Source organism: Mycolicibacillus koreensis, from assembly GCF_002104795.1.
Taxonomy (GTDB): Bacteria; Actinomycetota; Actinomycetes; order Mycobacteriales; family Mycobacteriaceae; genus Mycobacterium; species Mycobacterium koreense.
On sequence record NZ_NCXO01000012.1, the window covers coordinates 1 to 21,985 of the forward strand.

At 71.5% G+C, this 21,985-nt stretch carries 25 protein-coding genes; 11 read left to right on the top strand and 14 right to left on the bottom strand.

Annotated features, from left to right (window positions below; genetic code table 11):
* On the top strand, positions 1 to 1,797 hold a 1,797-nt coding region (locus tag B8W67_RS07445), incomplete at its 5' end, for an LCP family protein (RefSeq protein WP_109561733.1).
* 26 nt (positions 1,798 to 1,823) lie between these two features.
* Positions 1,824 to 2,489 (top strand): phosphate signaling complex protein PhoU, encoded by a 666-nt coding sequence (gene phoU, locus B8W67_RS07450; RefSeq protein ID WP_069393002.1) that lies wholly within the window; start codon positions 1,824 to 1,826, stop codon positions 2,487 to 2,489.
* Positions 2,490 to 2,507: 18 nt separating this feature from the next.
* Here the strand turns inward: phoU and pstB are convergent, their stop codons facing one another.
* The 6 genes from pstB to B8W67_RS07480 form a co-directional block, all read right to left on the bottom strand.
* Positions 2,508 to 3,284 carry a phosphate ABC transporter ATP-binding protein PstB gene (pstB, locus tag B8W67_RS07455; protein WP_069393001.1) on the bottom strand — a complete coding sequence of 259 codons (777 nt, stop codon included), beginning with the start codon at positions 3,282 to 3,284 and terminating at the stop codon, positions 2,508 to 2,510.
* Between the two features lie 13 nt (positions 3,285 to 3,297).
* Positions 3,298 to 4,212: a phosphate ABC transporter permease PstA gene (gene pstA, locus B8W67_RS07460; RefSeq protein ID WP_069393000.1), complete on the bottom strand. Its 915-nt coding sequence runs from the start codon at positions 4,210 to 4,212 to the stop codon at positions 3,298 to 3,300.
* Complete coding sequence (pstC, locus tag B8W67_RS07465) at positions 4,209 to 5,234, bottom strand: phosphate ABC transporter permease subunit PstC (protein ID WP_069392999.1); 1,026 nt, start codon at positions 5,232 to 5,234, stop codon at positions 4,209 to 4,211. Before pstC ends, pstA begins: the two co-directional genes overlap by 4 nt.
* A 50-nt stretch (positions 5,235 to 5,284) precedes the next feature.
* The gene (gene pstS, locus B8W67_RS07470; RefSeq protein WP_069393025.1) at positions 5,285 to 6,361 is read right to left on the bottom strand and encodes a phosphate ABC transporter substrate-binding protein PstS; all 1,077 of its coding nucleotides are present in this window, start codon (positions 6,359 to 6,361) and stop codon (positions 5,285 to 5,287) included.
* 111 nt (positions 6,362 to 6,472) lie between these two features.
* Positions 6,473 to 7,402, bottom strand: coding sequence for a mycothiol synthase (gene mshD / locus B8W67_RS07475; RefSeq protein WP_069392998.1), 930 nt, complete (start codon positions 7,400 to 7,402; stop codon positions 6,473 to 6,475).
* Positions 7,399 to 8,160, bottom strand: coding sequence for a winged helix-turn-helix transcriptional regulator (locus B8W67_RS07480; protein ID WP_069392997.1), 762 nt, complete (start codon positions 8,158 to 8,160; stop codon positions 7,399 to 7,401). The genes mshD and B8W67_RS07480 overlap by 4 nt, the downstream gene beginning before the upstream one ends.
* A 205-nt stretch (positions 8,161 to 8,365) precedes the next feature.
* On the opposite strand from B8W67_RS07480, the gene lmeA reads away from it, so the two are divergent.
* The 7 genes from lmeA (at position 8,366) to B8W67_RS07510 (ending at position 12,221) form a co-directional block, all read left to right on the top strand.
* A complete protein-coding gene (lmeA, locus tag B8W67_RS07485) occupies positions 8,366 to 9,193 on the top strand; it encodes a mannan chain length control protein LmeA (protein ID WP_084228949.1) in 828 nt (275 codons plus the stop codon).
* The gene (locus B8W67_RS07490; protein WP_069393024.1) at positions 9,193 to 9,600 is read left to right on the top strand and encodes a thioredoxin family protein; all 408 of its coding nucleotides are present in this window, start codon (positions 9,193 to 9,195) and stop codon (positions 9,598 to 9,600) included. Before lmeA ends, B8W67_RS07490 begins: the two co-directional genes overlap by 1 nt.
* Before the next feature lie 29 nt (positions 9,601 to 9,629).
* The gene (locus B8W67_RS21670; RefSeq protein ID WP_353612566.1) at positions 9,630 to 9,719 is read left to right on the top strand and encodes an Ms5788A family Cys-rich leader peptide; all 90 of its coding nucleotides are present in this window, start codon (positions 9,630 to 9,632) and stop codon (positions 9,717 to 9,719) included.
* Between the two features lie 84 nt (positions 9,720 to 9,803).
* Positions 9,804 to 10,310: a DUF4395 domain-containing protein gene (locus B8W67_RS07495; RefSeq protein WP_069392995.1), complete on the top strand. Its 507-nt coding sequence runs from the start codon at positions 9,804 to 9,806 to the stop codon at positions 10,308 to 10,310.
* Complete coding sequence (locus B8W67_RS07500) at positions 10,307 to 11,140, top strand: sulfurtransferase (protein WP_069392994.1); 834 nt, start codon at positions 10,307 to 10,309, stop codon at positions 11,138 to 11,140. Before B8W67_RS07495 ends, B8W67_RS07500 begins: the two co-directional genes overlap by 4 nt.
* Before the next feature lie 2 nt (positions 11,141 to 11,142).
* Entirely contained in the window at positions 11,143 to 11,445 is a 303-nt protein-coding gene (locus B8W67_RS07505) for a DUF1416 domain-containing protein (protein WP_069392993.1), read from the top strand.
* A gap of 125 nt (positions 11,446 to 11,570) precedes the next feature.
* Positions 11,571 to 12,221 carry a heme-binding beta-barrel domain-containing protein gene (locus tag B8W67_RS07510; protein WP_069392992.1) on the top strand — a complete coding sequence of 217 codons (651 nt, stop codon included), beginning with the start codon at positions 11,571 to 11,573 and terminating at the stop codon, positions 12,219 to 12,221.
* Positions 12,222 to 12,230: 9 nt separating this feature from the next.
* On the opposite strand, the gene B8W67_RS07515 is transcribed toward B8W67_RS07510, so the two are convergent.
* The 3 genes from B8W67_RS07515 to B8W67_RS07525 form a co-directional block, all read right to left on the bottom strand.
* A complete protein-coding gene (locus B8W67_RS07515) occupies positions 12,231 to 13,070 on the bottom strand; it encodes an aminodeoxychorismate lyase (RefSeq protein WP_069393023.1) in 840 nt (279 codons plus the stop codon).
* Positions 13,071 to 13,184: 114 nt separating this feature from the next.
* Complete coding sequence (locus tag B8W67_RS07520) at positions 13,185 to 13,796, bottom strand: CE1759 family FMN reductase (RefSeq protein WP_085303280.1); 612 nt, start codon at positions 13,794 to 13,796, stop codon at positions 13,185 to 13,187.
* Positions 13,793 to 14,896, bottom strand: coding sequence for an LLM class flavin-dependent oxidoreductase (locus tag B8W67_RS07525; protein WP_069392990.1), 1,104 nt, complete (start codon positions 14,894 to 14,896; stop codon positions 13,793 to 13,795). The genes B8W67_RS07520 and B8W67_RS07525 overlap by 4 nt, the downstream gene beginning before the upstream one ends.
* Before the next feature lie 159 nt (positions 14,897 to 15,055).
* On the opposite strand from B8W67_RS07525, the gene ygfZ reads away from it, so the two are divergent.
* Both ygfZ and B8W67_RS07535 read left to right on the top strand, forming a co-directional pair.
* The gene (gene ygfZ / locus B8W67_RS07530) at positions 15,056 to 16,144 is read left to right on the top strand and encodes a CAF17-like 4Fe-4S cluster assembly/insertion protein YgfZ (RefSeq protein WP_069392989.1); all 1,089 of its coding nucleotides are present in this window, start codon (positions 15,056 to 15,058) and stop codon (positions 16,142 to 16,144) included.
* A gap of 127 nt (positions 16,145 to 16,271) precedes the next feature.
* On the top strand, positions 16,272 to 16,436 hold the full coding sequence (locus tag B8W67_RS07535) for a DUF3073 domain-containing protein (RefSeq protein ID WP_084228948.1): 165 nt from the start codon (positions 16,272 to 16,274) through the stop codon (positions 16,434 to 16,436).
* Positions 16,437 to 16,479: 43 nt separating this feature from the next.
* Here B8W67_RS07535 and purM read toward each other — a convergent pair whose 3' ends face one another.
* The 5 genes from purM to B8W67_RS07560 all read right to left on the bottom strand — a co-directional run bounded on the left by purM (position 16,480) and on the right by B8W67_RS07560 (position 21,979).
* Positions 16,480 to 17,571, bottom strand: coding sequence for a phosphoribosylformylglycinamidine cyclo-ligase (purM, locus tag B8W67_RS07540; RefSeq protein WP_069392988.1), 1,092 nt, complete (start codon positions 17,569 to 17,571; stop codon positions 16,480 to 16,482).
* Positions 17,572 to 17,635: 64 nt separating this feature from the next.
* Positions 17,636 to 19,174, bottom strand: coding sequence for an amidophosphoribosyltransferase (purF, locus tag B8W67_RS07545; protein WP_069392987.1), 1,539 nt, complete (start codon positions 19,172 to 19,174; stop codon positions 17,636 to 17,638).
* Positions 19,175 to 19,201: 27 nt separating this feature from the next.
* Positions 19,202 to 19,627: a sterol carrier family protein gene (locus B8W67_RS07550; RefSeq protein ID WP_069392986.1), complete on the bottom strand. Its 426-nt coding sequence runs from the start codon at positions 19,625 to 19,627 to the stop codon at positions 19,202 to 19,204.
* Between the two features lie 4 nt (positions 19,628 to 19,631).
* Positions 19,632 to 20,258, bottom strand: coding sequence for an Rv0804 family intramembrane glutamic endopeptidase (locus tag B8W67_RS07555; protein WP_197747569.1), 627 nt, complete (start codon positions 20,256 to 20,258; stop codon positions 19,632 to 19,634).
* Positions 20,255 to 21,979, bottom strand: coding sequence for an alpha/beta hydrolase (locus B8W67_RS07560; RefSeq protein WP_069392985.1), 1,725 nt, complete (start codon positions 21,977 to 21,979; stop codon positions 20,255 to 20,257). The genes B8W67_RS07555 and B8W67_RS07560 overlap by 4 nt, the downstream gene beginning before the upstream one ends.
* Positions 21,980 to 21,985: the final 6 nt, after the last annotated feature.

Sequence of the window (21,985 nt, forward strand, 5' to 3'; positions counted from 1 at the left end):
GCCCCCGCTGCCGCTGAGCCCACCGGTGACGAGCCCACCGCCAAGCCCGCCGAACCGGTCGTCAAGTCCCCCCCGGCCCACGACCCGACCGCCGAAGCGGTCACCGAGCGGTTCCGGGCCCTGGGCGCACCCGAGGCGACCCAGGTCCCCGACCTGAACCGGCTGGTGTCACCGCCGGTGGACCCCGCGCCGTCCCGCCCGCGGCGGCTGCCGCTGCGCATCTTCGCGCGCCGGCCCCCCGGCCCACGCCCTGCCGACCTGCCGCGCCCGCGGCCGCGGCGGCGCATGTTGGCGGCCGGGCGGGTGGTGGCCGCCCTGATCGCCGTGCTGTCGCTGGTGTTGACCGGCGGGGCGTGGCAGTGGAGCTCCTCGAAGAACAACAGCCTCAACACCATCGCGGCGCTGGACTTCGACTCCCGCGACATCGTCGACCCCAACGGCCAGTTCGGCGACGAGAACTTCCTGATCGTCGGGGTCGACACCCGCCTCGGGGAGAACAGCTACATGGGCGCCGGGGACACCGACGACGCCGACGGGGCCCGCTCGGACAGCATCATCTTGGTCAACATCCCCGCCAACCGGAAACGGGTGGTCGCGGTCTCGTTCCCGCGTGACCTGGCGATCAGCCCGATGTACTGCGAGGCCTGGGACCCCTACACCGGTGAATACGGGCCGATCTACGACGATCAGATCGGCGGCTACGGCAACGACTGGATCTACACCGACACCAAACTGAACTCGACGTTCTCCTACGGCGGGCCGAAATGCCTGGTCAAGGCGATCCAGAAGCTGTCGGGTCTGCAGATCAACCGGTTCTTGGCGATCGACTTCGCCGGGTTCGCCAAGATGGTCGACGCTCTCGGCGGGGTCGAGGTGTGCACCACCACCCCGCTGGAGGACTACGAACTGGGCACGGTGCTCGCCCACGCCGGCCACCAGCGCATCGACGGGGCGACCGCGCTGAACTATGTGCGGGCCCGCCAGGTCACCACCGAGATCAACGGCGACTACGGCCGCATCAAACGCCAGCAACTGTTCCTGTCGTCGCTGCTGCGGGCACTGATCTCCAGCGACACCTTCTTCAGCCTGTCCAAGCTCAACAACGTCGTCAACATGTTCATCGCCGACAGCTACGTCGACAACGTGACCACCAAGGACCTGGTCGACCTCGGCCAGTCGGTGCAAGGCGTCTCCGCCGGCCACATCACGTTCGTCACCGTGCCCACCGGTGAGACCGACGAGAACGGCGACGAACCGCCCCGCACCGCCGACATGCGGGCGCTGTTCAACGCGATCATCGACGACGACCCGCTGCCCGGTGAGGATCCGACCGTCGACCCGGCCGCGACCAGCAGCACCGCCCCCAACCCCGACACCGAACACGTCGACGCGCTCGCCGAAGCACCCCACTCGGTCACCGTGCAGGTCTCCAACTCCACCGAGGAGTCCGGGCTCGCCGCGGCGGCCACCTCGCGCCTCGACCAGTACGACTTCGACACCATGAGCCCCAACGACTACATCACCGAACTGGGCACCACGACGGTGTTCTTCTCCCCCGGCAACGAACGCGCCGCGGTCACCGTGGCCTCGGCCTTCCCCGGTTCGGTGATCAAACGCGACACCGGCAAGGGCCGGGTGGTGCAGGTGGTGCTCGGCTCCGATTTCCACTCGGTCGCCGCCCCCGCGGCGCCGGAGACACCGGTCAGTGTGCCGCTGAGCCGGACCAGCATGACCCCGCCCACCGACCTTCCCGAGGACCTGACCATCACCAACGCCGGTGACACCACCTGCGAGTAGCCGAGGCCGACAGGTAGGTTGAGAGCATGCGCACCGCCTACCACGAGCAGCTGAGCGGGCTGACCGAACAGCTCGCCGACATGTGCGGACTGGCCGGAGCCGCCATGGAACGCGCCACCCAGGCGCTGCTACAGGCCGACCTGGTGCTGGCCGAGCAGGTGATCACCGACCACGAACAGATCGCGGCGATGAGCACCCGCGCCGAGGAGAGCGCGTTCGTGCTGCTGGCCCTGCAGGCGCCGGTCGCCGGGGATCTGCGGGCGATCGTCTCGGCGATCCAGATGGTCGCCGACATCGACCGCATGGGCGCGTTGGCTCTGCACGTCGCCAAGATCGCCCGCCGCCGGCACCCCCAGCACGCGCTGCCCGAGGAGGTCAACGGCTACTTCGCCGAGATGGGCCGCGTCGCAGTCGAATTGGGCAACAGCGCCCAGGAGGTTCTGCTCTCCCGCGACCCGGAGAAGGCCGCCCAGATCGGCGAAGAAGACGACGCGATGGACGACCTGCACCGCCATCTGTTCAACGTGCTGATGGACCGCGAGTGGAAGCACGGGGTGGCCGCCGCCGTCGACGTGACCCTGCTGGGCCGGTTTTACGAGCGGTTCGCCGACCACACCGTCGAGGTGGCCCGCCGTGTCATCTTCCAGGCGACCGGGAAGTTCCCCGACGACGACACCCTGCCGCCGTCGTAACCGCCGCGCGGCGCACCGTCAGCCGAACCGTCCCGAGATGTAATCCTCGGTGGCCCGCTGGGACGGATTGGAGAAGATCCTCTCGGTGTCGTCGATCTCCACCAGACGCCCCGGTTTGCCGACGGCCTCGAGGTTGAAAAAGGCGGTCTGGTCGCTGACCCGGGCGGCCTGCTGCATGTTGTGGGTGACGATGACGATGGTGTAGTCCTGTTTGAGTTTGGCGATGAGATCCTCGATCGCCATCGTCGAGATCGGGTCCAGCGCCGAACACGGCTCGTCCATCAGCAGCACATCGGGCTGCACCGCGATCGCCCGGGCGATGCACAGCCGTTGCTGCTGCCCGCCGGAGAGCCCCCCGCCGGGTTTGTCCAGACGGTCTTTGACCTCGTTCCACAGGTTCGCCCCGCGCAGCGAGTGCTCGGCGGTCTCGTCGAGAAGCCGGCGGCTGCGCACCCCCTGCAGTTTCAGCCCCGCCACCACGTTGTCGCGGATCGACATGGTGGGGAACGGATTCGGCCGCTGGAACACCATGCCGATCGCCTTGCGCACCCCGACCGGGTCGACGCTGGGATCGTAGATGTCCTCCCCGTCGAGCAGCACCGAACCGGCCACCCGCGCACCGGCGACCACCTCGTGCATGCGGTTGAGCGTGCGCAGCACCGTGGACTTGCCGCACCCGGACGGGCCGATGAACGCCGTCACGCTGCGCGGCGCCACCGACAGCGAGACGTCGGCCACCGCATGAAACTCGCCGTAGTAGACGTTGAGTTCCTTCAGGTCCAACCGTTTGGCCACCGCGACGTTCCTCCTACACCTTCTTCGGCGCCAGTAGCCGCGCGCCGAGGCGGGCCGCGATGTTCAGCACGGCGATGAGCAGAATCAGGGTCAGCCCCGCCCCCCACATCCGGTCGGTGGGCACCGGGTTGGTGCCCGCCCCCGCGGAGGTCTCGTCGTACATCATGCCGGGCAACGATCCCATGAAACCGGAAAGCATGTCGAAGTTCATCGACTGCGCGTAGCCGACCAGCACCAGAAGCGGCGCGGTCTCCCCCATCACCCGGGCCAGCGCCAGCATGATCCCGGTCACGATGCCCGACAGCGAGGTGGGGATGACGATGTGCACGATCGTCTTCCATTTCGGCACGCCCAACGCGTAGCTGGCTTCACGCAGATCGACCGGGACGATGGTGAGCATCTCCTCGGCTGAGCGCACGATCACCGGGATCATCAGCAGCACCAGCGACAGCGACACCGCCAGCCCGGACCGCTCGAAGCCGAGGGTGGCCACCCACAACGCGTAGATGAACAGCGCCGCCACGATCGACGGCACCCCGGTGAGGATGTCGACCATGAACGTGGTCAACCGGCCCAGCCGCGTGCCGGCGCCGTATTCGACCAGGTAGACCGCCACGAAGATGCCGATGGGAATGGAGATCGCCGCGCACACCAGGCCTTGCAGGACGGTCCCGACGATCGCGTGATAGGCCCCGCCGCCGGCGTTGAACGCGGTCATCCCGGCCTGCGAGTGCCACCACCAGGTGCGGGTGGAGACCGCCGCGAAGCCCTTGGTGACCACCGCGTAGAGCACCCACACCAGCGGCGCCAGCGCCAGCAGCATCGCCGCGGAGACCAGCACGGTGGCCGTCCGGTCGGCGAACCGCCGGCGTCGGCTCAGCCCGGCGAAGGTGCGTTCCTTCACCGGGCGGTCCAGCAGCGAGGTCATCGGCGGCCACCCGCCGCAATGGTCGCGCGCGCCGCGGCGTTGACCATGAACGTGAGCACGAACAACACCAGGCCGGCCGCGATATAGGCACCCGCCTTGTACTGGTCGTTGAACTCCGAGGCGGTGGCCGCGATCTTCGCGGCGAAGGTGAACCCACCGTCGAACAGCGACCACCCGAACGCCTTCTGGGTGCCGCGCAGGATGATCAGCAACGCGATCGTCTCCCCGAGGGCGCGGCCCAGTCCCAGCATGGCGCCGCTGATGAACCCGGAGCGACCGAACGGCAGCACCGTGGTGCGCACCACCTCCCACCGGGTGGCGCCCAGCGCCAGCGCCGCCTCGATCTGGCCCTGCGGGGTCTGCACGAACACCTCCCGGGCGACCGCGGCGATGATCGGCAGGATCATCACCGCCAGCACAATCCCGCCGGTGAACACCGTGCCGCCGCCGGCGACCGAGGCGTTGCCGGTGGCGAACAGGAACACCCCGCCGAGGTGATCGTTGAGCCACAGCGCCACCGGCCGCAGCCGCGGCGCGAGCACATACAGCCCCCACACGCCGTAGATGATCGACGGCACCGCCGCCAGGAGGTCGACCAGGTAGGACAGCGGGGCGACCGCGCGCCGTGGGGCGTAGGCGGTGAGAAAGATCGCCACCCCCAGGGCCACCGGCATCGCCAGCAGCAGCGCGACCACCGACACGAACACGGTCACCTGCAGCAGTTCGGCGATCCCGAAGTGCATCGCCGCGGTGTCGGTGGTGACCCAGTTGCCGCCGTAGGTGAAGAAGTTCTCGGTGTTGCGGGCCAGCGCCGGGACCGCCCGCCACAGCAGAAACACCCCGATCGAGGCGATCAGCGCGACCACGAACACCCCCGAGCCCACCGCCAGGGCCCGGAAGACCCGGTCGCCGAGGCGGGCCTTGGCCGCCCGCCCCGGGTCGATCAGCCGTGGGGTGCGCGGCAGGGCCGCCTCGGCGATGATCTCGCCCGAACCGGCATCGGCCGGATTGGGTGTGCTCATCGGTACCCCATCGCCATCGCTTCGGGCACCGGCGGTCGCCGGTACATCGGTTATCGGATCGCTTCGATCGACGCTACAAGCCGCTGGCTGAATCGCTCCGGCAGGGCGATGTAGCCGGCGGCCACCAACGGCCGCTGGCCGTGCTCGGCGGCGGCGATCAGAAACGATTTGACCGCCGCCGCGGTGCCGGGCCGGTAGCCGCCGGAGCAGACGATCTCGTAGGTGGTCTGCACCAGCGGGTAGGCGCCGGGCACCGCGGTGCCGTACAGCGAGTCCAGGTTCAGCACCAGATCGTGCCCGTCGCCGCGGAAGTGGGCGGCGTCGACCGCCCGCGCCGCCGACTCGGCGGTCAGCGCCACCGGGCCGTGCCCGCTGTCGATGGCGGCGTAGCTCAGCGACGCCTGATCGGCGAACCCCTTCTCCACGTAGCCCAGCGCGCCGGGGGTGGCCCGCACCGCCTGCACCACCCCGGCCGATTTCTGGGCGCCCTCACCGACCCCGCCCTGGAATTCGGTGCCGGCCCCGGCCTGCCAGTGCCCGGGGGCGGCGATGTCGAGGTAGGTCTGGAAGTTGTCGGTGGTGCCCGAGGAGTCCGACCGCGAGATCACGGTGATGTCCAGATCGGGCAGCTCCGCCTCCGGGTTGAGCGCCATCAGCGCCGGATCCGACCAGGTGGTGATCACCCCGGAGAAGATGTCGGCGAGCACGGTCGGGCTGAGCACCAGGGTGTCGACCCCGTCGAGCTGGTAAACCAACGCGATCGGTCCGATCACCAGCGGCAGGTTCCAGGCCGGGTGCCCGTCGCACCGCCGTTCGGCCGCGGGCCGCTGACGGTCGGCCAGCGGGGAGTCCGAGCCGGCGAAATCGACCTGGCCGGCGATGAACTGCTCGCGCCCGGCCCCGGATCCGGTCGGGTTGTAGGCGGTCTTCTTGCCCGGGCACAACCGGCCCCACGTCTGGTTGAACAGCGCGATCGCGTTCTGCTGGGCGGTGGACCCCTCCGCGGTCAGCCCGTCTTTGCCGCCGCAGTCGATGGACACCCCGATCAGGTCGGGGTCCACGCCGAGGTTGTCGTCGCTGCCGCAGGCGCTGAGCACCACCATCGCCACCGTGGAGACGGCCGCCATCAGCGTGGTGCCGGTGAGCTTTACCACTCTCGTTTCCTGGGGTTGGTCAAGCGGACGGGCTGACGTCCCCGCAAGGTAGGCGGCGGTGATGAACGCGAGGTAAACACGGACTCAGGCGCGGTAGGCGGTGTCGACGCTGTGCACCGCGAAGCCGAGCCGCCGGTAGGTGCGCACCGCGGCGGTGTTGTCGGCCTCGACATACAGCAGCACGGTCGGATCGGCCACCTCGGCGAGCCGCTCGGCGAGGTGGGCGAGGCCGACCGCGGTCAGCACCGCGCCCAGCCCGCGGCCCTGGGCGGCCGGGTCGACCCCGACCACATAGACCTCCCCGGCGACCTCCCCTGCAACCTCCCCGGGCTGATCGGTGTGGATCTTGGTCCAGTGAAACCCCAGCAACCGGCCGGGGGCTTCGGGGGCGTCGGGGGCTTCGAAAGCCAGGAACAGCCCCGCCGGGTCGAACCACGGCTGGCGGATCTCATCGGCCAGGTCGGCCTCGCTCCAGCCGCCCTGCTCGGGGTGCCAGGAGAACGCCGCGTTGTTGACCCGCAGCAGCTCCGCGTCGTCGACCGCGCCGCGGTAGCTGCGGATGGTGACCCCGGACGGTGTCGGCGGCACCGGCGGCAGTCCACGCAGGGAGCGGCGCATCTGCAGCAGTTCCCGGGCCGGCACCAGCCCCAGCGCCGCGGCGGTGGCCGCGGCCGGCGCCAGCGTGCCGTGCGCCCAGAACTGCGCGCCGCCCTGACTGCGGGCCAGGGCCGCCTCGATCAGCGCCGAACCCAGACCGCGGCGGCGCGCCGGCGGGGCGACGACCAGTTCGGCCATCGCCGGGGCGTCGTCGCGCGGCGCCGCCAGGTTGAGATAGGCGACCAGCCGCTGGTCCTGCTCGATCAGCAGGTGATCGGTGTGCCCGCCGTCGAGGGCGCGCAGCACCGCGTCGCCGACCGGGGCCACCCCGTCGGCGGCGCCGGCGGCCGCGGTCAGGTCGCGGACCTGTCGGCGCTGCTGGGCATCGAGGTCGGTCAGCCAGGCGTCGGTGCTCATGGGTGCGGGGAGATCTCCGGTTCGGGTTCGTCGTCGCCCCCGGTGTCGCCCCCGGTGTCGGGGGGCTCGGGGGACTGCTCGGCGTGGCGGCCGCGGGCGGGCCGCACCGCCTTGTAGCCGACATTACGGACCGTACCGATCACCGCCTCGTACTCGGGGCCGAGTTTGGCCCGCAGCCGTCGCACGTGCACGTCGACGGTGCGGGTGCCGCCGAAGAAGTCATAGCCCCACACCTCCTGCAGCAACTGCACCCGGGTGAAGACCCGGCCCACATGCTGGGTGAGGTACTTGAGCAGCTCGAACTCTTTGTAGGTGAGGTTCAGCGGGCGACCCCGCACCCGGGCGGTGTAGGTGTTCTCGTCGATCACCAACTCGCCCAACACGATCTGGCTGCTCGGGGTCTCCTCGACGAGATCGGACCGGCCGGCCAGCAGCCGCAGCCGGGCGTCGAGTTCGGCCGGCCCGGTCGTCGGCAACACCAGGTCGTCGAGGTTCCATTCGCTGTTGACGGCCACCAGTCCGCCCTCGGCGATGACGACGAGCACCGCGACAGTGCGCCCGGTCCCGGCCAGCAGCCGGCACAGGTTGCGCGCCCCGACCAGATCGGTGCGCGCGTCGACGATCACCACGTCGGCCTCGTCGGTTTCCAGCAGGGCGTTCACGGTCATCGGCGCGGTGCGCACGGTGTGGGTGAGCAGCCCCAACGCCGGCAGAACGGCGTCGGGAGCGGGTTCGGCGGTGAGCAGCAACAGGTCCAACAGAGCTCTCCAGCGTCGGGGGCGCGGTTTCCCGGCCCTTCTTCCTACGTCGTTTGGCCACACTCCGTTGCGCACCAGGTGCTCTCACAATACCGTGCCACCTGCTGTTTCCCGTCCCCGCGGGGGGTGATCGACAGACAGCCGGCACCGGGTGGGGGCTCGGGGGGACCACCGGGGGCCCCGGGGGAACCCGGTGCGGAACCCGGTGGGGAACAATGTCCGGGTGCGCACGGTGTGGACGGTGGGGCTCGCGGCGGTACTGGCCGTGGCGCTCGCCGCCGTCGGTATCGACTTCGGGACCAGCATTTACGCCGAATACCGGCTGTCCCGGTCGGTGCGCACCGCCGCGCACCTCGAGTCGGACCCCAACGTGGCGATCCTGGGGTTCCCGTTCATCGCCCAGGCCCGCGCCGACCGCTACGGCGAGCTGGAGATCAAGGCCGTCGACGTCGCCCACCCGCGGGTGGGGCGCGCCGCGCTGGAGGCCACCATGCACGACATCGACCTGCTCGACCGGTCGTGGCTGATCGAGCCGGACGCGACGCTGCACGTCGGCACCCTGGAGAGCCGGATCATCATCGACTCACGTCACCTGGGCCAGTTCATGGGCATCCGGGATCTGATGGTGGAGGCCCCGCCGGCGGACACCAACGACGCCACCGGCGGCACCACCGAGTCCGGGATCTCCCGCAGCGAGGGCCTGGTGTTCACCGGCACCCCCACCGCCGCCGACTTCCACCGGCCGGTCAGTGTCTCGGTCGACCTGACGATGGCCGGCCCGGACCGTTCGACGCTGGTGATCACCCCCACCGGCATCCTCACCGGCCCCGACACCGCCGACCAGCATGTTCCCGAGGATCGTCAGACCGCGGTGTTCGCGGCGTTCGCCGCGCGGCTGCCCGATCAACGGCTGCCGTTCACGGTGGCGCCGACCAGCTGGGGCGCCCGCGGCTCCGAGGTGATCATCGAAGGCATCGTCGACGATGTCACCGTCACCTTGCCCCAGTTCCGTCCACCGGGGCCGCGCCCGTGATCACCGCGGCGGTGGCGCTGGCGGCCGCCCTGGCGATCGCCGCGCTCGCCGGTGCGGTGATGACCCGCCGCCGCGGGGTGCTCGCCGCCACCACCGCCGACCCGGTGGTCGACCCGACCGCGTTGGGCCTGTCGGCCGACGGGCCCACGGTGGTGCACTTCTCCGCCCCCTGGTGCGGGCCGTGCGCGGGCGTGCGCCGGGTCGTCGAGCAGGTCTGCGCCGAGCTCGACGGGGTCGCACACACCGAGATCGACATCGACGCCGACCCTGCCGCGGCCCGCGCCCTGTCGGTGCTGTCGCTGCCCACCACGTTCATCTTCGACGCCGCCGGGCGGCAGCGGTACCGCAGCACCGGGGTGCCCTCGGCGGCGGACCTGCGGGCGGCGCTCACAGCGCTATTGGCTTGACCGGCTCCCCATTGGGTAGGCTGGCCGACGTGCTAGCCCGCCTTGAGCTTGTGCTCACCAAGCGCCGCGCAGTCGATCTGTGCCGCGTTGCGGGTTGCTGCTGTTGTCGCTGTCGCTGACCAGCGCGCTCCGTTGCGCGCTCCGGGCAGCCGTTTCGGGCTGATCCCTCCCTTCCGGTACAGCAGAGCAGCAGGAGCAACATCATGTCGATCACCACCGCCGCCCCCGCGGACGTCGACGTCCGCGGACCGCGCTTTTCCGCCTGGGTAACCACCGTGGTGCTGGCCGCCGGTCTGCTGATCGCCGGGACGGACCCCCATCTCGGCGCGGCGGTGCTCGCCGCGCAGGCGGCGGTGTTCGCGATCGGCGCCCTCGCCGGCCCGCGCCGTCACCCCTACGGACAGGTGTTCGCCCGGGTGGTGGCGCCGCGGCTCGCCGGGCCCACCGAACGGGAACCGGTCGCCCCGTTGCGCTTCGCCCAACTGGTCGGGCTGGTCTTCAGCCTCATCGCCGTCGCCGGGTTCCTCACCGGCGCACCGGTGGTCGGGGTGGTCGCGACCGCGCTGGCGTTGGCGGCGGCGTTCCTCAACGCAGCGTTCGGGATCTGCCTGGGCTGTCAGCTCTACCCGCTGGTCGCCCGGGCCCGCCGTCGGCCCGGCGTGGCGCTCGGTGAGCCGTTGACCGTTGAATCGAAAGGAATACGTTCATGAGCCGTTCTGACGTCCTGGTCAGCCCGCAGTGGGCCCAGGACCACCTCGACGCCGACAACACCGTCTTCGTCGAGGTCGACGAAGACGTCAGCGCCTACGACACCGGGCATCTGCCCGGGGCGGTCAAACTGGACTGGCGCGACGACCTGCAGGACCCGGTGAAACGGGATTTCGTTGACGCCCAACAGTTCTCCAAGCTGCTTTCCGAGCGCGGGATCGCCAACGACGACACCGTCATCCTCTACGGCGGCAACAACAACTGGTTCGCCGCCTACGCCTACTGGTATTTCAAGTCCTACGGTCACGCCGATGTCCGGCTGCTCGACGGCGGCCGCAAGAAGTGGGTGCTCGACGGGCGTCCGCTGTCGACCGAGACGGTGAACCGGCCGGCGACCTCCTACACCGCGCAGCCGCTGGACAACAGCATCCGCGCGTTCCGCGACGACGTGATCGCCTCGATCGGCTCCGCCAACCTCGTCGACGTGCGCTCCCCGGAGGAGTTCTCCGGCAAGATCTCCGCCCCGGCGCATCTGCCGCAGGAGCAGAGCCAGCAGCGCGGCCACGTTCCGGGGGCGATCAACGTGCCGTGGAGTCGGGCCGCCAACGAGGACGGCACGTTCAAGTCGAACGAGGAGTTGACCGCGATCTACGCCGACGCCGGCCTGGATCCGCAGCGCGACACCATCGCCTACTGCCGGATCGGGGAGCGCTCCTCGCATACCTGGTTCGTGCTGCAAGAACTGTTGGGCCACAAGAACGTCAAAAACTATGACGGCAGTTGGGTGGAATACGGCTCCCTGGTGGGTGCCCCGATCGAGTTGGGAAGCTGAATATGTGCTCTGCACCGAAACAAGGACAGACCTTGCCGGCCGGAGTGGACCCGGAGACCGAGACCGTCATCACCGGTCGCGTCGTCGACGGCTCCGGACAGGCCGTCGGCGGGGCGTTCGTGCGTCTGCTCGACGCCTCCGATGAGTTCACCGCCGAAGTGGTGGCCTCGGCCACCGGGGACTTCCGGTTCTTCGCCGCGCCGGGCTCGTGGACGCTGCGTGCGCTCTCCCCGGTCGGCAACGGCGATGTGACGATCGCGCCGACCGGCGCGGGCATCCACGAGGTCGACGTCAAGATCGCGTGAGCGGGACCGTAAACTGGCACCCGTGGTGCTGTTCTTCGAGATTCTGCTGGTATCGGCGACCCTGGTCATCACCTGGTTCGCGCTGTATGTGCTCTACCGCCAATTGACCGACGAGTCGTGAGCCGGTGAGCGCGTCCGATCGGGCCCCCGGCTCGGGGGACCGTGCGATCGCCGCGGCGGCGCAGCGCGCCCACCGCACCGCCGGGCGCAACATCCCGACCTTCGACGACCTTCCCGCGCCGGCCGACACCGCGAATCTGCGCGACGGCGCCGATCTGCACGACGCCCTGCTGGCCCTGCTGCCGCTGGTCGGGGTGTGGCGCGGTGACGGCGAGGGCCGCGACGCCGACGGCGACTACCGGTTCGGCCAGCAGATCGTGGTCTCCCACGACGGCGGCGACTTCTTGAACTGGGAGTCGCGCACCTGGCGCCAAACCGACGACGGGGACTACCACGGCCCCGGGCTGCGCGAGGTGGGGTTCTGGCGGTTCGTCGACGACCCCGAGGATCCCACCGAGAGCCAGGCCATCGAGTTGCTGCTGGCCCACTCGGTCGGCTACGTCGAACTGTTCTACGGCCACCCGCACAGCCAGTCCTCCTGGGAGCTGAGCACCGATGCGCTGGCGCGCAGCCGCTCCGGGCTGCTGGTCGGCGGCGCCAAACGGCTCTACGGCATCGTCGAGGACGGCGATCTGGCCTACGTGGAGGAACGCATCGGCGCCGACGGCGCCCTGATGCCGCACCTGTCGGCGCGGCTGTCGCGGTTCATCGGCTGACCGCCGCCGTCACGACGCGACGGCGGCGGCGACGAGGCCGGTGAACTCCTCACCACGGGTCGGGGTGGCCAGCCGGGTGCCGTTGAGGGTGTGCACCCGCGCCGCGAGGGTGACACTGGAGACCAGCCACACCCCGTCGGCGGCGAGCAGGTCGGCGACCTGCAGGCCGCGGTATTCGCAGGAGTAGCCGGCCGCGCCGGCGACCGTGAACAGCGCCTGCTGGGTGGTGCCCTCCAGGATCGGCTGGGAGTGCGGCGGGGTGAGCAGCCGGACGCCGTCGCCGTCGGGCTGGGCGATCACCACCGTCGAGCGCGGCCCCTCGAGCACCGTGCCGTCCGGGGCGATGAAGATCACGTCGTCGGCGCCGCGGCGCGCGGCGTGGCGCAGGGCGGCCATGTTGACCCCGTAGGACAGCGTCTTCGCGCCTGCCAGAAGCCACGACTCCGCCCCGGTGGGCAGCCCGCGCTGCAGCGTGATCGCCGCCACCCCGTGGGCGCGGGTGTCGTGGATCCGGTCGGGCACCGCGGTGAGCATCACGTAGCGGGTGGGTTCGGTCCCGCCCTCGCGCCCGCGGCTGTAGATCAGGCGCAGGATCCCCTCGGTGTCCTGCGGCCAGCTACCCACCGCGACGGCGATCGCGTCGCGCCAGGCCGCCACGTCCGGCCCGGGAAGGTCCATCAGCTCCGCCGACCCGGCCAGCCGGCGCAGGTGGGCCTCCACGAGGCAGGCCCGGCCGCCGCGGACCAGCAGCGTTTCGAAGACCCCGTCGCCGCGCAGCGCCGCGAGGTCGTCGGCGTAGAGCAGCGGCGCATCCAGCGGGTGGGTCTGGCCGTCGAGGGTGACGATCACGCCCGGCCGGGGCTCGGCCGGGTCACGGCGGTGCGGGGCCGGGTGTCCCATGGGGGTGTCGTCCGTTCACTCGGTGGTCGGTCGCCTCGACAGTACGGCGGCGCCGGGGCCGGTTCACTGACCGGTCCCGGTGCCGGCCAGCAGTCGCTGCATGGTGGCCAGCTCGTCGGCCCCGCCGTCGCGGCGCTGCCGGGGCCCGGCGGTGTCCAGCAGCCCGGCGAACTCCGCCGCCGCCCGGGCGATCCGCTCCGACAGGGCACCCCGGTGGGCGCCGAAGTCGGCGGTCGCGGCGTAGACACCGGTCGGGGCGACCAGGGCGCCCAGGTAGGCGAAGAGCGGACGCACGGCGTGGTCGAGCACCAGGGAATGGCGTTCGGTGCCGCCGGTCGCGGCGATCAGCACCGGCATCTGCCGCAGGCTCTTCTCGGGCAGCACGTCGAAGAACGCCTTGAACAGGCCGCTGAACGAGGCGTTGAACGCCGGGGTGACCGCGATCAGCCCGTCGGCGCCGGCGACGGCGTCGAACGCCGCGTCCAGTTCCGGGGTGGGCACCCCGGTGAGCATCGCGTCGATGATCGCCCGGCCCACACGCCGCAGGTCGATCACCGTGACCTCGACCGGCCCGTCGGGCAGCGCCGCCCGCACCGCCGCGGCGAGCCGGTCGGCCAGAAGCCGGGTCGATGACGGCTCCCGCAGGCCGGCGCTGACCACCGCCAGCGCCGTCATGACTGCACCTGCGCCGCGGTGTCGGCCTCGGCGGCCGCGGCCACCAGCGCCGCGTGGGTAGGGGCGTCGGGAACCCGCGCGGGGCGCCCGCTGGCGAACTCGGCGCGCAGCACCGGCAGGACCTCCTCGCCGAGCAGGTCGAGCTGTTCGAGCACGGTCTTCAGCGGCAGCCCGGCGTGGTCGACGAGGAACAGCTGACGCTGGTAGTCACCGACGTAGTCGCGGAAGCCCAGGGTCTTGTCGATCACTTCCTGCGGGGAGCCGACCGTCAGCGGGGTCTGGGCGCTGAACTCCTCCAGCGACGGGCCGTGGCCGTACACCGGTGCGTTGTCGAAGTAGGGCCGGAACTCCGCGACCGCGTCCTGGCTGTTGCGGCGCATGAAGATCTGCCCGCCCAACCCGACGATCGCCTGCTCGGGGTCGCCGTGCCCGTGGTGGGCGTAGCGCTGCCGGTACAGCTGCACCATCCGTTTGGTGTGCGAGGCCGGCCAGAAGATGTGGTTGGCGAAGAACCCGTCGCCGTAGTAGGCGGCCAGCTCGGCGACCTCCGGGGACCGGATCGACCCGTGCCAGACGAACGGCGGCACGCCGTCCAGCGGGCGCGGCACCGCCGTGAACCCGTGCAGCGGGGTGCGGTGCTCCCCGCTCCAGTCGACGACGTCCTCGCGCCACAGCCGGCGCAGCAGCCGATAGTTCTCCACGGTCAGCGGGATCGCGGCGCGGATGTCCTTGCCGAACCACGGATACACCGGACCGGTGTTGCCGCGCCCGAGCATCACGTCGACCCGGCCGTCGGCCAGGTGCTGGAGCACGGCGAAGTCCTCGGCGATCTTCACCGGGTCGTTGGTGGTGATCAGCGTCGTCGCCGTCGACAGCTGAATCCGCTCGGTCTGGGCGGCGATGTAGGCCAGAAGCGTCGTCGGCGACGACGGCACGAACGGCGGGTTGTGGTGCTCGCCGGTGGCGAACACGTCGAGCCCGACCTCCTCGGCCTTCTTGGCGATCGCGACGGTATCGCGGATGCGCTGCGCCTCGCTCGGGGTGGCGCCGGTGGTCGGGTCGGCGGTCACGTCGCCGACGGTGAAGATCCCGAACTGCATACCGGACACGATTGTCCTCCTCTCGCCGCGACGCGGTCGCCCGCGCCGGGGATGCCTGATGTGCCTCACCCCCCACAACTAGTTGCGTAGTCAACTTATTTCCGGGGTTCTCCGCGCACCCGGGCCACCCCCCGACTGGGACGCTCGTACAGTTGAGGTGTGCCCCCTGTACCCGCCCCCGACACCGGACCCGACGCCGGAGCGATCTGGCACTACGGGGACCCGCTGAGCGAACAACGCAGCGCGCGGACCGCCGCGGTGATGATCGACCGCTCGCACCGGCCGGTGCTGACCATCACCGGGCCCGACCGGCTGAGCTGGCTGCACACCCTGTGCACCCAGCACGTCGCCGACCTGCCCGACGGCGCGACCGTGGACAACCTCTGCCTGGACGGCCAGGGACGTGTGCAAGATCACTGGATCCAGACCGACCTGGCGGCGGTGAGCTACCTGGACACCGAACCGGGGCGCGGTGAGGCGCTGCTGGGCTACCTGTCCAGCATGGTGTTCTGGGCGGAGGTGACGCTGCAGGCCAGCGACCTGGCGGTGCTCTCGCTGCTGGGCCCCGGCCTGACCGATCCGGCGGTGCCGGCTGCCCTCGGGATCGCCGCGCTGCCCGACGCCACCGCCGCGATCGCGCTGCCGTCCGGCGGGCTGATCCGGCGCATGCCCAGCGCCGGCGACGGCGCACCCGAGTTCGACGTTCTGGTGCCCCGCGACCAGGTCGCCGGGCTGCGCGAGCGCCTCGCCGCCGCCGGGGTGTCACCGGCCGGGGTGTGGACGTTCGAGGCGCATCGGGTCGCCGCGGTGCGCCCCCGCCTCGGGGTCGACACCGATGAGCGGACCATCCCGCACGAGGTGGGCTGGATCGGCGGGCCGGGTGTCGGGGCGGTGCACCTGAACAAGGGCTGCTACCGCGGCCAGGAGACCGTCGCCCGGGTGCACAACCTGGGCAAACCCCCGCGGATGCTGGCGTTGCTGCACCTCGACGGGTCGGTGGACCGGCCCGCCCCCGGCGACCCGGTCACCGCCGGGGGCCGCCCGGTCGGACGGCTGGGCACCGTGGTCGACCACGACGAGTTGGGCCCGATCGCGCTGGCGCTGCTCAAACGGGCACTGCCGGCCGACACCGCCCTGGCTACCGGGGAGAACAACGAGGTCGCCGCCGTGATCGACGCCGATTCGCTGCCCCCGCCGGACGCCCCCGGGGCGGGTCGGCTGGCGGTGGAGCGGCTGCGCGGGCGGTGACCAACCGCTGACCGTTGGCACGTGCCCGCGGGGAGCACGGTAAGCTGTCGGCAGGACGATACACAGACACAGATCGGAGCCGCCTACCGTGTTGGGCCGCTCCGTTATTGCGCGAGGGGGTCCCCCGATGGGCCGCGGCCGGGCGAAGGCAAAGCAGACGAAGGTTGCTCGAGAGCTGAAATACAACGCTCCGCAGACGGATTTGGAGCGGCTTCAGCGCGAGTTGTCCGGGTCGGGTGCAGGCGACCGCGACGGCGACGACCGGTGGGTCGACGACGACTGGCGTCGCTGACCCGGTCGCAGACCATCCCCACCGGGCCGGGCCCGTCACCTGATCAGAACCGCGGATGCTGTCCGACCAGGCGTGCCCGGGCGCTGCGCTTGCTGCTCTTGTTGACGGTGCCGAGCACCCAGCTGTCGAGGTGACGGGCGGTCAGGATCGCCAGGGCCCGATCGGTGTCCTCCGGGGCCACCACGGCCACCATGCCGACACCCATGTTGAACGTCTTCTCCATCTCGGCGCGGGTGATCCGGCCGCGCTGGGCGATCATCGCGAACACCGGCGCCGGGGTCCAGGTGCCCCGATCCAATTCGGCCTGCAGCCCGACCGGGATCACCCGGTCCAGGTTGCCGGCCAGCCCGCCGCCGGTGACGTGGCAGAAGGTGCGCACCTGGGTCTCGGCGGCCAGCGCCAGGCAGTCCTTGGCGTAGATCCGGGTCGGTTCGAGCAGCTCCTCGCCGAGGGTCCGGCCGAACTCCTCGACGTGCCCGCCGAGGTCCATCCGGTCGATCTCCAGCAGCACCGAGCGGGCCAGTGAATACCCGTTGGAGTGCAGGCCCGAGGAGCCCATCGCGATCAGCACGTCGCCGGGTTTGACCCGGTCGGGCCCGAGCACGTCGTCGGCCTCGACCACGCCCACCCCGGTCGCCGAGATGTCGTAGTGGTCGGGGTCCATCAGGCCGGGATGCTCGGCGGTCTCCCCACCCAGCAGCGCACACCCGGCCTGCACGCAGCCGTCGGCGATGCCGGCGACGATGGCGCTGACCCGCTCGGGCACCACCTGGCCGACCGCGATGTAGTCCTGCAGGAACAGCGGCTCGGCACCGCAGACCACCAGGTCGTCGACGACCATCGCGACCAGGTCCAGCCCGACGGTGTCGTGTTTGTCCATCGCCTGCGCGATCGCCAGCTTGGTGCCCACCCCGTCGGTGGAGGCGGCCAGGATGGGCTCGCGGTAGCCGCTCTTGAGCGAGAACAGTCCGGCGAATCCGCCGAGACCGCCGCGGACCTCCGGGCGGGTGGCCTTGGCCGCCAGCGGCTTGAACAGGTCGACGGCGCGCTCACCGGCCTCGATGTCCACCCCGGCCGCCGCGTAGGTCACCCCGTGATCGCCCCGGTCGCCGGGGTTTGCGTCGCGCTTCGTCATCGAGATAGAGGCTACCGGGGCGCGCCGGTGGCCCGGCCAGCGCGGTCGGTGCGCCGGGGGCGGCTCAGACCGACTCGGAGCGCGGTGCGACGGCGCCGGCCCCGGTGTCGGCGGCGCGGGCCGCGCCGCGGGCGGTGGTGGCCAGCATCTGTTCGACCACGTTTTTGCCCAGCGCGGTCTCCTCGGGCAGAGCGATCGGATAGTTGCCGTCGAAGCAGGCGGCGCACAGCCGGGTCGCCGGCTGTTCGATCGCGGCGACCATGCCCTCCTGGGAGACGTAGCCGAGGCTGTCGGCGCCGATGGTGCGCCGCACCGCCTCGACCATCTGCTCCTCGTCCTCGACGACGTTGGCGATCAGCTCGGCCCGCGAGGCGAAATCGATGCCGTAGAAGCACGGCCACTTCACCGGCGGCGCGGCGATGCGCACGTGCACCTCCAGGGCACCGGCCTCGCGCAGCATCCGCACCAGCGCCCGCTGGGTGTTGCCCCGCACGATCGAGTCGTCGACGACGATGAGCCGTTGCCCGCGGATCACGTACTTCAACGGGTTGAGTTTGAGCCGGATGCCCAGTTGCCGGATCGTCTGCGACGGCTGGATGAACGTGCGCCCCACGTAGGCGTTTTTCATCAGGCCCTGACCGAACGGGATGCCGGACTCCTGGGCGTAGCCGACCGCGGCCGGCGTACCCGATTCGGGCACCCCGATCACCAGGTCCGCCTCGACCGGGGCCTCCTGGGCCAGGATCCGGCCGATCTGCACGCGGGTGGCGTGCACCGAGCGGCCGGCCAGGGTGGAGTCGGGGCGGGCCAGATAAACGTACTCGAACGCGCAGCTTTTGCGGTTGGGTTGCGCGAAGCGGGTGGAGCGCACCCCGTCGGCGTCGATGGCCAGCAGCTCCCCGGGTTCGATGTCGCGCACGAACGAGGCCCCGACGATGTCCAGTGCCGCGGTCTCCGAGGCCACCACCCAGCCGCGGTCCAGCCGTCCCAGCGACAGTGGCCGCACCCCCCACGGGTCGCGGGCCGCGTAGAGGGTGTCCTCGTCCATGAACGTCAGGCAGAACGCGCCGCGCACGGTGGGCAGCAGCTCCCGCGCCGCCTGCTCGAGGCTGGCGTCGCCGGACCCGTGCGCCAGCAGCGCGCCGAGCACATCGGAGTCGGTGGTGGCCGCGTCGGCGCCGTTGGTGGCCAGCAGCCCGGCCTCGCGCGCCCGGGCGAGCAGCTCGGCGGTGTTGACCAGGTTGCCGTTGTGGCCGAGCGCCACCCCGGTGCCCGCGGCGGTGTTGCGGAACACCGGCTGGGTGTTCTCCCAGGTGGTGGAGCCGGTGGTGGAGTAGCGGCAGTGCCCGATCGCGACGTGACCGCTCATGGCGGCCAGCGTCTGCTCATCGAAGACCTGGCTGACCAGCCCCAGGTCCTTGAACACCAGCATCTGCGCGCCGTCGGCGACGGCGATGCCGGCGGCCTCCTGGCCGCGGTGCTGCAGGGCGTAGAGCCCGTAGTAGGTGAGCTTGGCGACTTCCTCGCCGGGGGCCCATACCCCGAATACGCCGCACTCCTCGCGGGGCGGATTCTCCTCGGCTGGCGGCTGCTCGGCGGTCACAATGTTCGGCGGCTCCCTGGCGCGGGGTCAGTGACGGTTCGCAGTGTAACCGGCTTCGCCGGTCAGGCGCATCAACGGCAGCCACCGACCTATCTCACCTGCGCGAACACCGGAGAGCTGGATCACACCGGCGGCCTCGGCGGTGGGCAGGTCGACCAGTCCGCACACCAGCCGCAGCCAGGTGCGCGGGTCGGTCTCCACGACGTTGGGCGGGGCGCCGCGGGTGTGCCGCGGCCCCGCCACGCACTGCACCGCCGCGAACGGGGGGATGCGCACCTCCACGCTGGCGCCGGGCGCCGCGGCGGCCAGGGTCCGCGCGCTCAGCCGTACCGCGGCGGCCAGCTCGGTGCGCACCGGCGCCGCGACCGCGTCGGCGGGCTCGGCTCGCAGCCAGTCGGCGACGGCGGCCACCGCGGCCCGGGTGGCGGCGGGATCGACCGGGGGTGGGGGCATCGGTTCAGCGCACCGCCCGTCGTTGCACACCGAGGGCGGCCAGCGCCCCGGACTGGTTGATGCCCAAATGCGCCAGCATCGGGGCGGCCAGGCTGCCGGTGCGGTCGGCGAGCCAGCCGAACAGCCACCCGGCCGCCGCCGTGGCCAGCACGGTCGCCAGCACCGGGTCCCCGGCCCGGCGGGCGTCGGGGACGTGGGAGAGCCCGAAGGTCACCGCCTGCAGCAGCCGGCCGCGTGCGGGTCCGAACGCGGCGGCCGCGGTCGACCCGAGCGCACCCCGGTAGGCGTTCTCCTCGGCCCACACCGTGCCGACCGGGATCTGCCAGATCAGCCACGGGGTGATCGGCGGCAGCTCCCGCGCGCCCATCGCCAGGCGCACCGGCGGCAGCACCGTGGTGGCGGCCACCGCGGCGGCCGCCCCGGCGGCCACCGGAGCCCCCCAGCGCAGACCCGGCCAGAGCGCCGGCGGACCCAGGCCGAGGCTGGCCGGGCTGGTCAGCGCCAACACGGTGGCGGCGCCGGCCTGCAGCGGTGCGCGCCACCGGTGCGGCAGCCGCGGACCCACCGCACTCCAGCCGAGCAGCCCGACGGCCAGGCCCAGCGTCCGCCCGCGCGGCCCCCGGGTGCTCACGGCACCGCCATGACCGCGTCGTCGTGCAGGGCGGCGCGCAGCCGTTCGGTGTCGGCGGCGCTCCAGCCCTCGGGCGCGAGCACCGCCACCCAGCCGTCGAGCACGCCGTCGCCGTAGTTGTGGCCGTGCCGCGGCGGCGCCGCCTCCCCGTTGGTGATGTCGAACGCGACCTGCCAGAACGTGACGATCGGATACCAGCGCATCGACGCGGTGCGATCGGCGCCGGGCGGCTCGGCCAACCAATCCGGTTCGGAGAACAGCAGATCCGGCGACCACCACACGACCGGGTCGGAGGGGTGCTGCAGGAACAGCACGCGGGTTCCCGGCCAGGGCGGCGCGGCGGTCGCGGCGATCGCCGCGGGATCGGCGGCGGTGGAGAACCGGACGGTGCGTCCGTTGTCGTAGCGCGGCTGCTCCGCCGGGGTGCCGGGGTCGCGGCGGGCGAGCAGCTCATGCCAGAGCCGGCTGGCGTTGGGCGGGCCCACCCACAGCACGGCGTCGAAGCCGCTGTCGGTGATCTCGGGCAGCCAGCTGAACGCGCCCTGCCCGGCCAGCGCACCCAGGCTCTCGCCGTAGAGGGCGAGTTTGGGCCGGTGTCCGGCGGGCAGCCGGGACCACCAGCTGCGCACCGTCTCGATCAGCATCCGGCCGGCGGCCAGCGACTTCTGTTCGTCGCCGAGGAAGGAGATCCAGCTCGGCAGGTAGGAGTACTGCACCGCGACGAGCGCGGTGTCGCCGTTGTACATCATCTCCAGCGCATCGGCGGCCATCGGGTTGACCCAGCCGGTGCCGGTGGTCGGCACGATCACCAGCAGTTGACGCTCGGCGGCGCCGGTGCGTTCCAGCTCGCCGATGAGCAGCGCCATCCGTTCGGTGTCGTCGTCGGCGCTGTGCAGCCCGGCGTAGACCCGGATCGGTTCACGCGCCGGGGCGCCGTTGAGCCGGCTCAGCTCGTCGACGTGCGGGCCGCCGGCGACGAAGTTGCGGCCCTGCCGGCCGAGGCTGTCCCAGTCCACCAGCGACGCGGGGCTGCCGGAGCGCTGCGGAATGTGCGGCTGGGTCACGCCCGGATCGGTGGCGCTGTTGCGCGGCTCGAACATGGCGTTCGCGCCGACGAAGAACCCGCGCACCAGCACGCCGTTGAACAGCGCCACCAGCAGCACCACCACGATCGCGGTGCCGATGAACATCGCCACCTCGCTGTGCAGCCGCCAGCGGCGGATCAGCATGCGCGCCACCAGTTTGATCGCGTCGAGGATCACCCGCGCCGCCGCCACCAGCGCCGCGGCGACCGCGGCCGCCACCAGCAGGGTGCGCAGGTAGCCGGCGGTGGTGGGGCCGGGAAGATCCATCAGCGCCGACACCTGGCGTTGCCAGGCCGCGGCCGGGATCAGCATCAACACGCAGGCCAGCGGGGCGACGATCACGACCACGGCCTTCAGCGCCCACAGCAGCGCCGGCGACGGGGGCCACCAGGCGGCGTTGCGCAGCACCAGGCGATCGACCACCGCGGCGACCGCCACCCCGAGCGCGTAGCCGATGGCGGCGTTGATGCCGCCGATCAAACCCTGGAACATCCAGTCGCGCGGCAGCAGCGACGGGGTCAGTGACAGGCAGAACAGCAACGCCCCGAACGCCACCCCGACGAAGTGCAGCCGCAGCAGCCGCCATGCCCACACCAGCAACGGGTGCCGGCGCAGCCCGGTGGCCGGGGTGATCATCGAACG

Bases quoted from the DNA above. Each gene is read 5' to 3' on its own strand.
- B8W67_RS07550 (WP_069392986.1), bottom strand. From the start codon at position 19,627: ATGCCCCCACCCCCGGTCGATCCCGCCGCCACCCGGGCCGCGGTGGCC.
- pstA (WP_069393000.1), bottom strand. From the start codon at position 4,212: ATGACCTCGCTGCTGGACCGCCCGGTGAAGGAACGCACCTTCGCCGGG.
- B8W67_RS07535 (WP_084228948.1), top strand. From the start codon at position 16,272: ATGGGCCGCGGCCGGGCGAAGGCAAAGCAGACGAAGGTTGCTCGAGAG.
- pstC (WP_069392999.1), bottom strand. From the start codon at position 5,234: ATGAGCACACCCAATCCGGCCGATGCCGGTTCGGGCGAGATCATCGCC.
- pstS (WP_069393025.1), bottom strand. From the start codon at position 6,361: ATGGCGGCCGTCTCCACGGTGGCGATGGTGGTGCTCAGCGCCTGCGGC.
- B8W67_RS07500 (WP_069392994.1), top strand. From the start codon at position 10,307: ATGAGCCGTTCTGACGTCCTGGTCAGCCCGCAGTGGGCCCAGGACCAC.
- B8W67_RS07560 (WP_069392985.1), bottom strand. From the start codon at position 21,979: ATGATCACCCCGGCCACCGGGCTGCGCCGGCACCCGTTGCTGGTGTGG.
- B8W67_RS07520 (WP_085303280.1), bottom strand. From the start codon at position 13,796: ATGACGGCGCTGGCGGTGGTCAGCGCCGGCCTGCGGGAGCCGTCATCG.
- B8W67_RS07505 (WP_069392993.1), top strand. From the start codon at position 11,143: ATGTGCTCTGCACCGAAACAAGGACAGACCTTGCCGGCCGGAGTGGAC.
- B8W67_RS07495 (WP_069392995.1), top strand. From the start codon at position 9,804: ATGTCGATCACCACCGCCGCCCCCGCGGACGTCGACGTCCGCGGACCG.
- purM (WP_069392988.1), bottom strand. From the start codon at position 17,571: ATGACGAAGCGCGACGCAAACCCCGGCGACCGGGGCGATCACGGGGTG.
- B8W67_RS07525 (WP_069392990.1), bottom strand. From the start codon at position 14,896: ATGCAGTTCGGGATCTTCACCGTCGGCGACGTGACCGCCGACCCGACC.
- mshD (WP_069392998.1), bottom strand. From the start codon at position 7,402: ATGAGCACCGACGCCTGGCTGACCGACCTCGATGCCCAGCAGCGCCGA.
- phoU (WP_069393002.1), top strand. From the start codon at position 1,824: ATGCGCACCGCCTACCACGAGCAGCTGAGCGGGCTGACCGAACAGCTC.